This window comes from Streptococcus parasanguinis (assembly GCF_019929185.1).
Taxonomy (GTDB): domain Bacteria; phylum Bacillota; class Bacilli; order Lactobacillales; family Streptococcaceae; genus Streptococcus; species Streptococcus parasanguinis_O.
In genome coordinates, this window is the sequence record NZ_JAHZPC010000006.1 from 61,812 (window position 1) to 76,043 (window position 14,232).

11 protein-coding genes are annotated in these 14,232 nt (G+C 42.0%); all 11 read right to left on the reverse strand.

Annotation, left to right across the window (positions count from 1 at the left end; translation table 11 throughout):
* Window positions 1-7: 7 nt before the first annotated feature.
* Complete coding sequence (locus tag K1I56_RS05520; protein WP_223325482.1) at window positions 8-3,481, reverse strand: GBS Bsp-like repeat-containing protein; 3,474 nt, start codon at window positions 3,479-3,481, stop codon at window positions 8-10.
* A gap of 145 nt (window positions 3,482-3,626) precedes the next feature.
* A complete protein-coding gene (locus K1I56_RS05525) occupies window positions 3,627-4,679 on the reverse strand; it encodes a glycosyltransferase (protein WP_070594622.1) in 1,053 nt (350 codons plus the stop codon).
* Between the two features lie 15 nt (window positions 4,680-4,694).
* Window positions 4,695-5,792 carry a UDP-galactopyranose mutase gene (glf, locus tag K1I56_RS05530; protein ID WP_070594623.1) on the reverse strand — a complete coding sequence of 366 codons (1,098 nt, stop codon included), beginning with the start codon at window positions 5,790-5,792 and terminating at the stop codon, window positions 4,695-4,697.
* Between the two features lie 81 nt (window positions 5,793-5,873).
* Window positions 5,874-7,031: a polysaccharide polymerase gene (locus tag K1I56_RS05535; protein ID WP_155170422.1), complete on the reverse strand. Its 1,158-nt coding sequence runs from the start codon at window positions 7,029-7,031 to the stop codon at window positions 5,874-5,876.
* A 139-nt stretch (window positions 7,032-7,170) separates the two neighbouring features.
* Entirely contained in the window at window positions 7,171-8,589 is a 1,419-nt protein-coding gene (locus K1I56_RS05540) for a flippase (protein ID WP_125826764.1), read from the reverse strand.
* A 6-nt stretch (window positions 8,590-8,595) separates the two neighbouring features.
* Complete coding sequence (locus K1I56_RS05545; RefSeq protein WP_049492589.1) at window positions 8,596-9,621, reverse strand: zinc-binding dehydrogenase; 1,026 nt, start codon at window positions 9,619-9,621, stop codon at window positions 8,596-8,598.
* 1 nt (window position 9,622) lies between these two features.
* The gene (locus tag K1I56_RS05550) at window positions 9,623-10,330 is read right to left on the reverse strand and encodes an IspD/TarI family cytidylyltransferase (protein ID WP_155170420.1); all 708 of its coding nucleotides are present in this window, start codon (window positions 10,328-10,330) and stop codon (window positions 9,623-9,625) included.
* A gap of 56 nt (window positions 10,331-10,386) precedes the next feature.
* Window positions 10,387-11,352: a glycosyltransferase family 2 protein gene (locus K1I56_RS05555; protein ID WP_125826766.1), complete on the reverse strand. Its 966-nt coding sequence runs from the start codon at window positions 11,350-11,352 to the stop codon at window positions 10,387-10,389.
* Window positions 11,352-12,446, reverse strand: coding sequence for a non-hydrolyzing UDP-N-acetylglucosamine 2-epimerase (gene wecB, locus K1I56_RS05560; RefSeq protein WP_070665022.1), 1,095 nt, complete (start codon window positions 12,444-12,446; stop codon window positions 11,352-11,354). The genes K1I56_RS05555 and wecB overlap by 1 nt, the downstream gene beginning before the upstream one ends.
* Window positions 12,443-13,528 (reverse strand): glycosyltransferase family 4 protein, encoded by a 1,086-nt coding sequence (locus K1I56_RS05565; protein WP_125826767.1) that lies wholly within the window; start codon window positions 13,526-13,528, stop codon window positions 12,443-12,445. The genes wecB and K1I56_RS05565 overlap by 4 nt, the downstream gene beginning before the upstream one ends.
* Window positions 13,503-14,228, reverse strand: coding sequence for a WecB/TagA/CpsF family glycosyltransferase (locus K1I56_RS05570; RefSeq protein WP_376738727.1), 726 nt, complete (start codon window positions 14,226-14,228; stop codon window positions 13,503-13,505). Before K1I56_RS05570 ends, K1I56_RS05565 begins: the two co-directional genes overlap by 26 nt.
* Between the last annotated feature and the right edge of the window lie 4 nt (window positions 14,229-14,232).

Consider the following 14,232-nt stretch of genomic DNA (forward strand, 5'->3'; position numbering starts at 1 on the left):
GATCAACTTATGCAAAAATAGAGAAGAAAGGTGCTCCAAGCTTGTTATCCATCGGATCCTTACTCTTAATAGAGTGAAGATAATTGATGGAGTACCAGCCGTTGTTGCCGCTATTATATGGATCGCGTACATAGGTTCTACCATTATCATAGCCATGCAAGACCAACTCATGGGTATAAGGATCGCTAGTAAATTGGCTATTGCCTACCGCAGCAAGTACATGCTTGCCAGCCATGAGGGCTTCTGCAATGCCTCCAGCTCCGTTAATCAATTGACTCTTCAAGCCCCAGTTACGAGTAGCAGATACAATCCCATCTGCATCTGTTCCTGCTTCACCTTTGTTAAATGAATCAGTATTGTTGTAAAGATAATCAGCCACTGTTGTTGGCAAAATCGTTCTGCCAAGGATATCTGTGAAGGTCATAGCAAGAGAGGTTGGCACACAACCTGACTGATCGACATTGCTCACACCATACCACTTCCCAGCCCAACGAGGGTCTCGTTGAGAATAATAGGTTGTTTGTGGATTCACCTTTTGATTCCGTGGAGACAAGGCTGTCTGACCCAGGTTAAAACCTTCAACTCCTCCATCTTTGTAGTCCACATAGACGTGAGTCGTATAGTTGCCTGCTTCATTACCATGATTATTAGCAGATACCGTTATCTCTGTGTGCACACCTGTCGGTGTTGCGGAATACCAGTAAAGATTTTCTTGATGAGCTTTCGACCAAGCTGCGACACGGATGTTCTTAATCTGACGACCTTGAGGGGCTTGATCTACAGCTACCGTATAAGTGCCATTCGTTGCATTGACATTCTTGATAGACGCTTGGGTTTTGGTCATGGCATTTCTAACTTCCACATCTGTGGTTGTTGTACCAACACCAATCCGAGAACCATCATTTTGGATGTAATAAAGGTGAACATGGTATTTTCCAGTTGAGTTCTTGTGATCACTCGCTTTGACAGATACCTTGTAGTCTCCGTTCGCTTGACGAGTCGCTTCATACCAACGGATATCATCTTGACCGTCCTTATCAGACCAAGTTGGGACTTGAACAGTTCGTACACCTTTAGGACTGTAGACATCCTTGATAATGACGTCAAAGGTACCTGTATCTTTGTTGTTGTTTTGGATTAAGAGAGTACCGGTTGAACGAGATTGATTTTTGTAATCAATAAAAGCTTTCTTGACAAACTTATTTTGGCCTTGAGCATCCACATAGAAAACTTGCGCTTCGTATTTGCCATCAGCATTTTCGTGGTCACTCGCTTTGGCTGTTACAGTATAAGAACCGTCTGCCTGGCGAGTCGGAGTATACCAGATGATGTCTTTCATCCCATTCGCATGAGACCAGAATGGAATCTTCACTTCCTTGTAGCCATCGAAGCCTTGAAGGTTCTTAGCTGTGATGGTGAAGGTGCCGTCTTTTTCTGATTTTGTAATGGTCAGATCAGCAGATGGTTTAGAAGCTGTGTAATCGATAAAGGCTTTCTTGACAAACTTATTTTGGCCTTTGGCATCCACATAGAAGACCTGCGCTTCATATTTGCCATCAGCGTTTTCGTGGTCACTAGCCTTAGCCGTTACAGTATATGAACCGTCTGCCTGGCGAGTTGGAGTGTACCAGATGATATCCTTCATCCCATTGACATGAGACCAGAATGGAATCTTCACTTCCTTGTAGCCATCGAAGCCTTGAAGATTCTTAGCTGTGATGGTGAAGGTGCCATTTTTTTCTGATTTTGTAATGGTCAGATCAGCTGCGACAGCATTGGCCGGCTTTGTCGCCGTATAATCGATAAAGGCCTTTTTCACAAATTTGTTTTGACCTTGGGCGTCTACATAGAAGACCTGCGCTTCGTATTTGCCATCAGCATTTTCGTGGTTACTGGCTTTGGCTGTTACAGTATAAGAACCGTCTGCCTGGCGAGTCGGAGTATACCAGATGATGTCTTTCATCCCATTCGCATGAGACCAGAATGGAATCTTCACTTCCTTGTAGCCATCGAAGCCTTGAAGGTTCTTAGCTGTAATGGTGAAGGTACCGTCTTTTTCTGATTTTGCAATAGTCAAATCAGCTGACACTGGTGTCTGATTTTTCTTTCCAATGGCTACTGTCGTCGTTGTTCCGCCCACACCCGTCATTTGTCCATTGTTCTGAACATAGTAAAGGTGAACATTATAAAGACCGGTTGAGTTTTTATGGTCCGCTGCTTTTACATTGATGGTATAGGTCCCATTGGCTTGACGGTTGGCTGTATACCAAACAAGGTCATCTTGACCACCTGTTTCTGACCAGATTGGGACAGAAACGGTTCGAACTCCATTTGGCGCCCTAACATTTGAGATGACAACGTCAAAGCGGCCCGTCATAGTATCGTTATTGACAATATCAATCTTCCCACTTAAGCTGCCTTCTGTTGGATCCGCTGCAGGTTTTGCGTTCGCTGTGAAGCGACCGGTATAGTCCACACTGTGGTCAAAGAGGTGTTTTCCTGGAAGCAATTCCGCTTGAGAAGTGAACTGCCAGGCGCCAGCTTTCCCATTGTAACGCAAGCTTTTCGCATCGTTTACAGACAGTTTTGGAGAAGGGTATTGGGCAACCCAGAAATTCTGAAGACCAAATTGAGCGGTGTTGACAGGACCTTTCTTGCGAAGATTGTTTTCATCCAACCAGCTAGCACTGGTGTAGAACATCAAGTTGGTGTAACCATTTTTACGCATTTCGTCCGCCCAAGCTTGGGTGTTGCGGTTAATATTTGGCTGCATCTTGGCATCCTCAAAGTCATTGACCATGAGGGTGTTCTTTGGAATATTCAAGCGTTGCGCTTCTGCAATGTAGAATCGCGCTTCTGCACGCGCTGCTTCCTCAGAAGTATAGCGTGAGAAGTGGTAGGTCGATACTTGCAGACCCGCAGCCTGTGCATTACGAATTTGGTTCTCCGCATTTGGGTTCTTGTACCAAGTGTCTTCTGTCAATTTGACAACGACACCGCCCACGCCTTTATTAGCTAGGGTACGGTAGTCGCCAATACTAATGTCTCCGTTGTGGCTACTCACATCAACGAATGATTTTGGTTGAACCGCCACATCTGTTGAACGACCAGCAGGAGCGTGAGCGCCTGTGTTAAAGAAGGTCGTGCTTCCTGTATTAGACGGAAGAGGAGTTTCTTCTTTCTCAGTCGTCGATGCTTCTGTAGCTTTCTCTACAGATGGGGTTCCACTTTCTGAAGCCGTGGTCTTGCTCGCAGGTGCTACAGACTGTTCAGTCACATTTGCTGGTGCTGCATAGTTGCTTGCGACAGGTGCTACCGACTTTTCAGCAACGGCTACTTCTGGCGCTTTTTCAGCTTGGACTTGGTTGCCTTCAGTAGTAGCGGCCTCGTTTGAAACCAGCTCATCTGCACTGACTCCCTGAGCAGACACAGCCATCAAGACTGCCGCTCCGGCATAAAAAATAAGATCTTTCTTTTTCATATAAACTTCCCTTTATACAAATTTTATACGTTAATCATTTTACCACACGGTTTCAGCGATGAAAAGTTTTATAAGGCAAATTTTTAAAATTAGTGATATTTTTTTGAAAAACTAAAAAAAGAAGTCTGTCTGACTTCTTTTGATCTTATGATAAATGCTTTAAGGCTGTCTTTAAGTAGTTACCATCTCGGATTTCTTGGCCAACACGCTTGGCATTGTCTACCAAATCTTGGTAATCGGCATCTGAAAGATTGTCGATTGTCTCCTTCAAGTCATGAAGAGACTCTACTGCAATCCCACAACCCTTCTCAAGCACAAAGTGAGACAAGGCTGACTGTTTCCACACCACCAGCGGAAAGCCCGATGCTAGATAAAGCGACGCCTTGTGAGAGTTGTTGTAGCGAAGGTACTCCCCAAAAACACCACTACAAGTTTCTGCACTATCCCCATCCCAGACTAGTCCAAAACCACCCTCAAGGGCTGCAGGAAGCTCATCCGGTAGGAAGGAGCCAAAGTAAGTTTCATTCTCTAAAGCTCTACTCTCATCAAAACCAACACCATAGAGATTATAGGCAGGTTCTGCAGGAAGAGCATAGAGATAACCAGCTTTTTCCTGGGCCAAATTACCCGCCACAATCATCGGCTGGTCTTTTGTTTGGCCACTTTTTTCTTGGAAATCTGGAATTAAATAGTCAAAAATACCAAGGCTGATAATCTTATCTTCCGCAATTCCTTTATCCACCAAGACAGATTTCATAACTGGATTGTGGGCGATGATCCCATCAGCTGCCTTGAGAAAACTTGCTTCTTGAAGGTACATCCGAATTCTGTGTTTTAAAGGTAGTGAAGTCATATTGGCATGGCGAAGCACTTCTAGGTCATGAATCAAGAGATAGACTTTAATCCCTCTTTTTTGTGCTTTTTTAACCAAATGGGTTGAGAAAAAACTATGGTGGAGCATTGGAAACTGGATCAGCAACTCATCTCCTTGCTTTAGTTGATCCAAGGCTTGACCGAAAGCCTTCGCCTTATGGCGTTGAGCCACAAGGGTACTCATCTGATACCAATTGTCGACAGAAAGGACCAAGGGATGATAGCCTTCTTCTTTCACAATACTTTCTACGTCATTGCGTGCTTTATTTCCTGCGTTCTTTGCGTTGACATCATGCAGGAATTCTTCTTTTAAGTAGTATTTCATAGATTATGGTTTCTTTCAATCAAACTCATTTGCTACGACTTCTAGAGCACGCTCAATAACCACGTGCATATCGTAGTATTTATAGTCTGCTAGCCGTCCACAGAAGATGACCTTGTTGTTTTTCTCAGCTTCTTCTTGGTACTTAGCAAACATGGCGTTGTTCTTTTCATCATTGATTGGGTAGTAGGGTTCATCCCCACGTTTCCAGTCAGCTGGGTACTCACGTGTGATAACTGTCTTGGGTTGTGTACCATACTCAAAGTGCTTATGCTCGATGATCCGAGTGTAAGGAATCTCACGCTCGGTATAGTTAACCACGGCATTCCCTTGATGGTTTTCCTCATCTAAGATTTCGTGTTCAAAACGAAGACTACGGTACTCCAACTCACCGTGTTTGTAGTCAAAGTACTGGTCAATCATTCCTGTAAAGACAACTTTATCAGCTGAGCTTTCTAGCTCTTCACGATTGGCAAAGAAGTCAACTCCAAGTTCTACTTCTACATCACCCAGCATGTTTTCAATGATGACATTGTAACCACCGATTGGAATCCCTTGGTAACGGTCATTAAAGTAGTTGTTATCAAAGGTTAAACGAACTGGAAGACGTTTGATGATAAAGGGTGGAAGGTCTGTCGCAGAGCGTCCCCATTGTTTTTCAGTATAGCCCTTAATCAACTTTTCGTAGATATCTGGACCAATCAACTTGATAGCTTGTTCTTCCAAGTTCTTCGGTTCAACATCCTTCATGTCAGCTGTTTGCTCGGCAATCTTGTCCTTGACTTCTTGAGGAGTCTTGGTTCCCCACATAGCATAAAAAGTATTCATGTTAAAGGGAAGATTGTAAAGACTGCCCTTGTAGTTAGCAATTGGTGAGTTGATATAGTTGTTGAATTCAGCGAACTGGTTGACATAGTCCCAAACCTTTTTGTTGGACGTATGGAAAATGTGGGCACCGTACTTATGGACGTTGATGCCTTCAACCTCCTCGCAGTAGATATTGCCACCGATGTGATCTCGCTTGTCAATCACTTTTACTTTTTTACCACGTTTAGTAGCTTCATGTGCGAAAATGGCTCCAGACAAACCAGCACCAACAATCAGATAATCGTACATAGTAGACTCCATTATTTTTCTATTTTAAAATATATCTAAACTCTCAGCTGTATCATAGACTCATAACTATAGATTAGATCTTCAAATCCCCCCAATTTCCTCACTATAAGAGAGGGAATTGGCCGGCTTTTTCTTGACAACTTCTGTCGCAAAGAGTGTGAACATAAAGATGTTATAAGTCGGTACAAACCAAAATGCTTCAATCATACAGTTAATCGCAATAAGGGATAAAATCGCAACAAATAAATAACGCCCCTTCTTGAATTCATATTTTGAAACAATGACATAAATGCCGACTAATAAAGCAACCGGTACGATACCATATGTAAATAACATCTGAACATAAGACGAATCGACATAATTATAATTGAGGACAGACTCTGTGCTTCCTCCGGATCCAATAAACTGAACCTCTCTTGTTCCAAACCAATTCAAAGGGTATAAATTAAAAGCATTTTTACCCAAGGCTAACCGACCTGTAATGAATTGATTAATTTGAACATAAAGTGGAGAAGACCAGGAGAAATGATAGGTCAAGTAGATCATCCCACTTGAAAAAAGAATGATCGAATAGGGCAACAAGTGATACAACTTCAACTTTTTCTCTTTTGTAAAATAAAAGAAGAGAAAGAGCAAGACAGCGACCAAAAGCGAGATCGCATTCATACGAGCGTCACAGAACTTGATAATAAAGAGAGCTAGAAGAACGCCACCCAGAGATCGTAAGCCAATATAACGATCTTTTAGCAAATAGGAGATCGCAACATAAAGGTAGAAACAATGGGCTGCGAAATCTGTTGGATAGATAAACCCAAATGAATTACGGATAACAGCACCCCGACTATATTGTAAGTTTGGAACTACCTTTAACAGTGACAATAGAAATACTGTAAGGACTATCGTACCTGCAACACCTACATAAGTTTTTAAAATGACTTTCCTATCCGCATTGACCAGTAAAACCATTAAGAGAGAATAAACTAAGAAATTTAACTTATCCGTCTTGAAATAAACCATAACAGCTACCATCAATAACATGGCAGACAAGATTAGATAATGATAGGGAATCGAGATTTTATTAAAAAAACGAAGTAATAAGAGAGCTACAACCACTAAGAGGGAGCTCGCACCAACATGCAAAAAGCCCTTATTTAACATCGTAGTGGATATTGTATTAAAGAAGATCACAATCGAGACGACAAAACCAACCAGTAGATCGTCAAATTTCATTTTTATCATTAAGTTACCTGATAAAGAATTTTTAAAGAAAAGCTCATTCTGTCTAGATTGGAATGCCTGCTTTGGGAACACCTGTGCTATAGCATTCTTTTCTAAAGATTTTGTTTACTTAAAAATTCATATCCTTCCTTTCTACTCTCTACTGTTTATTTAAAAATTGTTGTTTTAATTCTTTCACATCTACCACTCTCAGAGATAGGATAGCGATCAGATAAATGATCCCACCAAGCACCGCATACACGAGTACATTCAGAGTAGGGGTGAAATGTAGGAATGGTTTTACAAGTAGCAAGAGGCCATACATCACAGCAGATGCAAAAATAATTTTTGTCATAGACCCGATAATTGGAACTTCCCTGAGGTAATGACGGGTATAGTACAATTGAATCAGCCATACCAAGGATTCTGTTAAGACGGATACAATGGCTGCACCGATAAAACCAAAATGGGGTAAGAAGAGCACATTCAACCCGACACTGACGATAGCAGGAATCGTAGTTGACAGCATAAATTCTTTGTTCTTATCATGCGGGATGAGAATTTGAATCCCCATGATATTGGTCCATCCGATGAAGAACATACGGAAGATCATGATAGCGATGGCATAGCGAGCATCTTGGAAATCCTTCCCTAAGAAGAATCGAACAAAGTCATCGTTGACGATCAGCATACCCGCGATGATTGGGAAGATGACCAAATTATAGATCAAAAAGGACATTTGGTGCATCTTATTGACAGCCTTGTGGTCTCCTGAAGCCAAGAGACTCGCCACGCGCGGAAGCATGACACTTCCTAAAGACGTCACAAGGGTCAGCAAAATATTAACCAATTTCAAGGCCTGGTCATAAATCCCTACATCCTTTGTAGAGGCGAGAGCCCCCAACATAGTCCGATCCAAGGTAACATAGAGGGAAATAGCAATCTGCGGTAAAAAGAGCAGAATGACCGGTTTTAAGTGCACCCGTGCATAAGCCAAATCAAAATGGGCTTTCCCAATGAACTCCCGAGCGGGTAGCCACATGCTGAGCTGACCTAAGAGTTCAAAGATGGTGAGTAAGAATACATAGAGATACAGATCATTGGCAGATTTGACAAACAAGAAGATGGAGATGACTCCAACCAGTTTGACCGTGATATTTCGAACGGTAATCTTACGAAAATCCTCTAACCCCTGAAAGAGCCAGGAGATGTCGAGTCCCTTTGAAACCAAACTAAGCCCTAAGATATAGGCCACAGGGTTTTGCATAGAAGGGAGCGCCAAGCACAGCAAGACATAGAGCAGGATGGAAACAAAGGTCGCACCTAACTGGAGGGTATAAATCCCCCAGAAATTCTTTTGGATGTCTTTGCGGTGTCCTGAAATCTCCTTGGTTCCATAGTTAGCCACTCCTAAGGTCGCTAATAGAATAAAATAGGTGACGATGGAGTTGAAATAACCATAGGTTCCTAAGTCATTCGAACTAAAGACCCGTGTCACATAAGGAGTGGTAATAATCGGCAAGATAATCACCAGCAACTGGTAGGAGAGATTATAGGCGTAATTTTTAAGAACTTTCATGACTGTCTACAATCCCCACTTGAAGACCGTTTTAAACGGTGTGATCAAATCCGTCGCAAAAGCTCGATGAATATCTGGAATGGTTTGAACTTCTCCATCAACGTGGATAATGTTTTTCAAACGACTTTGGACCCGACGATTAGCCAGCATCTCTACAGCCCGCTCAAAATCCTCACGACCTGAGCGAGAAGACCCTACAAAAGTCAAGCCCTTTTCAAGAACATCTCTTGTATTAACTGCTACCCGGTTGTCACTAACCCCCATTAACATTACGGTTCCTTGAGGCTTGATATGATCAATAATATCATTGATGGCTGGTTCACTTCCTTGGCCACCAGTACACTCAAAGGCGTGGTCAAACCGTTGATCGTCTGTCAACTCGCTGGTTAAAATGGCTTGATGAATGAAATTAAACAATTGCAGTTTATCATTGTTGCGCCCAACTACAGTTATCTTCAAATCTGGGTAAAGATAGTGCAAAGATGTCGCAACCACATATGAAAGACTACCATCTCCTAAAATCAAAACGGACTCTCTTCGTTGGTGGGCAATGAGGTCAAAGCGATGAATGGCATGCATGGCAACACTACTAAATTCTGCTAAAGCTGTGACTGGGCCCCGAACTTCCTCTGGGTAAGCCACTACACGATCCAGCGGTAAGGCAACGACTTCCTGCATAAAACCATTAAAGCCACTAGACAAGAAGTGCGTCCCCTCCAAATAATTTTCAAAGAAGACACCCTCTGTTTGATGAGGAGGTTGATTGGGAACCATGGCCACAATCTGTCCTGGTTGATAGGTTCCCGTAGGATCCGCTACCACGATACCAGACGACTCATGGATCAGGGCCATGGGTAATTTCTTTTTAAGCACCTTAGGATCCCGTTTCCCTTGATAGTAACGTTGGTCCGCATGACAAATAGCCATGTAATAAGGGCGTATTAACACCTTGTCTTCACGGCTCATGTCTTCTTCTTGGTATTTGATGGTAATATTTTTCGGCTGGGTCAGCTGAAAGATTTGGTTCAACATATTAATTGTCCTCAATCATACCGCGTGCAATTTTCAAATCTGTAATCGTCGTAATTTTAATATTGGAATATTCCCCTTTAGCAAGAGCAACTTTTTTACCATTGATGACAAAGATCTTGCAGGCATCTGTCAAGACTTCTTTTTGCTGGTCACTTAAATCATGATACAAGGTAAGAAAGTCTTTCATTTTGAAGGTTTGAGGGGTTTGACCCTGATAGAGGTATTGGCGTTCAGGGATATCCGTGATAAAGGTATTGTCCAAGCTTTGAACAATGGTATCGGTCGCTTCGACCACTGTATCTACAACATCATGGCTCTTGGCTAGTTCAATGTTTTCTTGGATAGTTTTTAGGCTAACAAAAGGACGAACCGAATCATGGGTGACGATAATATCCTCTTCTGTCAAAGGCTGCACCTCATCGATAGCCAGGATGATGTTTTCGATGGTAGAGTTGCGGTCACTTCCTCCCTCTACAACCAAGATCCGGTCCTTATATGAAGACAAGTACTTGTCTACCAGATCTTCCGTATAGGTCACCCAGTCCGGATGAATCCCCAATACAATCTTCTGAATCTCATGGACCAATAAGAACTTCTCAACCGTGTGGATTAAAATAGGACGTCCACCCAAATCCAAAAATTGTTTGGGCATATCCGTAATCCCCATCCGTGAGCCTGTTCCACCTGCTAAAATCCCTGCATAAATCATCCTAAACCTCCTGATGTTGTCTCTTTTCCTTCTCTAGAACATGGCTATTTAGCAATCTAGCCTAGTTTTGCTCTCACCTTTTGATACAAATGAGGAGAAAGGAGCAAAAGAAGGTATTTGAGTTTATTTTTTCTTGTAATATGTGAATTGATTAGAATATCTTTCCAATAGCGACGATACTCTTTGCGAATCTTGTTAACTTGCTCATACATTTGAGAGCCTAGTAAAGCATGGACTACATGTAACCCCTTAAAAACATAGCGTACAGTAAGTGCTTTCTTCATTTCCTGATCATTAGGATAGTCTCTCTCAACATATTCTCTATTCAACTCTATAGCCTTATAGAAGTCTAAAAATTTATCACTATATGAAGAATTGACAATACTTCCAGGTCTTCGATAGTATTTGTATAAATTGATGTATCCTACGGCAATTTCATTACATGCTCCAATATGCTCAAAAGAGACAGCCAAATCTTCATAGATCATACCCTTTGGAAAAGGAAACTTCATTAATATTTCTTTTTTGTATAGTTTTCCCCCTGGATGGGTTCCCACTATATTTCCATAAAACATCTCCTTCAAAGCTGTATAGCGATCTAATTTCAAAGAATCTATGTCAGTCAATGAACCTATAAAATCATCGCTTTGGAAATCCCTAACTTCAATAACAGAAGTTGCCACAAGATCAACAGCATACTTCTTTTGAAGCTGCACTAAATATTCAACAGTTCTACGGTCATAGTAATCATCAGAATCAATGAAAATAACCCACTCAGCAGAAGCAACATTTACACCCGTATTTCGAGCATTAGATAGGCCTCCGTTCTCAATATGCAAGACTCTAACACGATCATCTTCTTGGGCGTACTCATCACATATTCTTCCAGAATCATCCGTAGAGCCATCATCTACCAAAATAATCTCAATATTCTTGTACGATTGATTAATTAAACTATCAACACAATATTTCAAGTAATCTTCAACGTTATAAACTGGTACAACAATCGAAACCTTTTCCATTATGCTAATCCCTTCATGATAATTTCTACAATCTGTTGACAAGCCGTTCCATCCCCATAAGGATTACTTGCCTGGCTCATCTTCTCGTATTCATCTTGGTCTTCCAGAAGGAGCTTGAAGTTGCGATAGATGTTTTCTTCTTCTGTTCCGACCAATTTCAGAGTCCCCGCAGCCACACCTTCTGGACGTTCAGTTGTATCTCGCATGACAAGGACAGGCTTTCCTAAAGAAGGTGCTTCTTCTTGGACGCCACCTGAGTCCGTCAAGATCATATAGCTTTGGTTCATGAAATTATGAAAATCAATCACTTCCAAAGGCTCAATGATTTTCATTCGCTCATTCTCTCCAAAAATCTTGCTAGCCAATTCTCTGACCTTTGGATTTTTGTGAATAGGATAGACCACCTTGACATCTTCAAACTCTTCTAAAATCCGGTTGACCGCACGGAACATGTGCTCCATAGGTTCTCCAAGATTCTCGCGACGGTGGGCCGTCAACATGATGAGCTTGCTTCCTTTTGCCCATTCCAATATAGGGTGGTCGTAGTCTTCTTGGACTGTAGTTTTTAAGGCATCAATAACGGTATTTCCTGTAACGAAAATATTGGTCCGACCTTCTTTTTGAAGATTCTCTTTTGAAACCTGGGTTGGAGCAAAATTGTAATCTGCCACTATGGAAGTAGCTTGACGGTTAAACTCTTCAGGATATGGGCTTTGAAGATTGTAAGTCCGAAGGCCTGCTTCCACATGCCCCACTTTGATGCCCATATAAAAGGCCGCCAAAGCTGTTGCAAAGGTGGTTGTGGTATCCCCATGGACGAGGACAATATCAGGTTTTTCCTCTTCTAATACCGGTTGGATTTTTTCCAATATAGAGGTCGTGATGGTAAATAATGTTTGATTGGCCTTCATAATGCCTAGATTATAGTCTGGAACAACACGAAAAACGTCTAACACTTGGTCCAGCATTTCCTTGTGCTGCCCTGTTACACAGACTACGGTTTCAATGGTATCGTGTTGTTTGAGTTCATTGACCAAAGGACACATTTTAATGGCTTCTGGGCGCGTTCCAAACACTAACATTACTTTTTTCATTTTGAACCCTTCCTCATCGATTGGTAAAAGTTGCGATAGTTGTTTAAAAAGATCGGATAGCTAAACTTGTTATCATAATCTCTCTTTGCTTGAGCAGCTAAAGAGGCTCTTTCCTCAGGATTCTCTGCCAATTTTTTAATTGCTTGAGCTAAGGCTTGCGGATTCTCAGCTGGGACGAGGAGCCCATTCTCAGAATTCACTACTTCGTTCACACCTGGAATATCTGTTGCAATCATCGTTTTGCCGTTCATAAAGGCCTCGATTGCAACCAATCCAAATCCTTCAAAGATCGATGGAAGAACACAAAAGTCAAAGCTATTGATACACTCTACCACGTCACTCCGGTAGCCCAAAAAATGAATTCTTTCTTCTAGGCCGAGCTCTTTTGTTTGATCTATCAAATCATTTTTTAATTCTCCGTCACCGATAAGAAACAAGGACACACTTGGATTTGTCACTAGTGACATAGCTTCGATCAGATAGGGTAACCCTTTTTGTTCGGACAGGCGAGCGATACAGCCTATTTTGATACCGTCACACTGAGTAATTTCATTTACTGTATGCTCACTTTGTTTCATTTTCACTCCATTATAAATCACAATAGAGTTTTTTGACCTTACATCATTAAGGATATTTTCCTGGACAGCTTGACTGACAGCAACCGTTCGAGCCTTTCCTAGGGCAAATTTATAAAGTGGTAATTTATCCTTGAAAACATTATGGGCTGTATAGACATGGATCAAGTTCGGATGGCGCATCTGCAGCAAACGAATATAGAAAGCAGCCATCCGGTGATGGGTGTGAACAATAGTGATCTCATTTTCTTTGATGATCTTGGAAAGACTAGCAAGAATCTTAAGCACAGTAGCTGGTTGTTTGCTATCGACGTCTAGAATACGATGGTGTTGAATCCCATTCTCTGCTAATTTTTCTTCCCACAATCCACCAGTTGACGCGACATGAACCTGGTCAAATTCATCCTTGAGGTCTGTCGCTAACTGATAGACAATGCGTTCTGCCCCACCGATATCCATGGTCCGCGAAATGTGCAGAATATTATTTTTTTGCTTTCCGTTTTTCATGTACTACTCTCTTAATAAAAGTGGCATTTCCCACAAAATAGCGCTTAAAGAGGCGTTTTGGTTCATTGGCCACACGGAACAACCATTCCAGATTGGCCTTTTGCATCCACATAGGTGCCCGCTTGATATGACCTGAGAGGACATCAAAGCTTCCTCCCACACCCATAAAGACAGAATTGACTCCATTGTCCATAAACTTCTGGATCAAGTACTCTTTTTTAGGAGAGGTAATGCCGACAAAGACAAAATCTGGATTCTTCTCACGAATATCCTCTTGAATGGCCTCCTCCTCTTCAGCAGAGAAATAGCCATTGCGATGGCCCACTACTCGGAGATTTGGAAAATCCTTTTTAAAGATGGCCAACATATCTGTCAAGACTTCCTCTTTTGCCCCGAAGAAATAGACAGAGTAGCCTTTTTCATTGGCCAAGCGGAGCAATTCCTGCATCAAATCGATGCCTGCTACGCGCTCTGGCACAGCATAACCTAAATAGCGTGCAGCGAGAACGACAGAAGCACCGTCTGCATTGATGATTTCAGACCCATTGACAATCTTCTTGATGGCCTCATCTGTCGCACACTGATTGAGCTTATCTGCGTTGACCCCCATCAAATGGAGGGGTTTTTTATCTCGTACGAATTGTTCAGTAGCAGCAACGGTTTCAGCCATTGTTAAAGGGTCAATTCTGACCCCCATCATTGTA

Excerpts from the sequence above, each read along its gene's own strand:
- K1I56_RS05520 (WP_223325482.1), bottom strand. The coding sequence starts at position 3,481 with ATGAAAAAGAAAGATCTTATTTTTTATGCCGGAGCGGCAGTCTTGATG.
- K1I56_RS05525 (WP_070594622.1), bottom strand. The coding sequence starts at position 4,679 with ATGAAATACTACTTAAAAGAAGAATTCCTGCATGATGTCAACGCAAAG.
- glf (WP_070594623.1), bottom strand. The coding sequence starts at position 5,792 with ATGTACGATTATCTGATTGTTGGTGCTGGTTTGTCTGGAGCCATTTTC.
- K1I56_RS05535 (WP_155170422.1), bottom strand. The coding sequence starts at position 7,031 with ATGATAAAAATGAAATTTGACGATCTACTGGTTGGTTTTGTCGTCTCG.
- K1I56_RS05540 (WP_125826764.1), bottom strand. The coding sequence starts at position 8,589 with ATGAAAGTTCTTAAAAATTACGCCTATAATCTCTCCTACCAGTTGCTG.
- K1I56_RS05545 (WP_049492589.1), bottom strand. The coding sequence starts at position 9,621 with ATGTTGAACCAAATCTTTCAGCTGACCCAGCCGAAAAATATTACCATC.
- K1I56_RS05550 (WP_155170420.1), bottom strand. The coding sequence starts at position 10,330 with ATGATTTATGCAGGGATTTTAGCAGGTGGAACAGGCTCACGGATGGGG.
- K1I56_RS05555 (WP_125826766.1), bottom strand. The coding sequence starts at position 11,352 with ATGGAAAAGGTTTCGATTGTTGTACCAGTTTATAACGTTGAAGATTAC.
- wecB (WP_070665022.1), bottom strand. The coding sequence starts at position 12,446 with ATGAAAAAAGTAATGTTAGTGTTTGGAACGCGCCCAGAAGCCATTAAA.
- K1I56_RS05565 (WP_125826767.1), bottom strand. The coding sequence starts at position 13,528 with ATGAAAAACGGAAAGCAAAAAAATAATATTCTGCACATTTCGCGGACC.
- K1I56_RS05570 (WP_376738727.1), bottom strand. The coding sequence starts at position 14,228 with ATGATGGGGGTCAGAATTGACCCTTTAACAATGGCTGAAACCGTTGCT.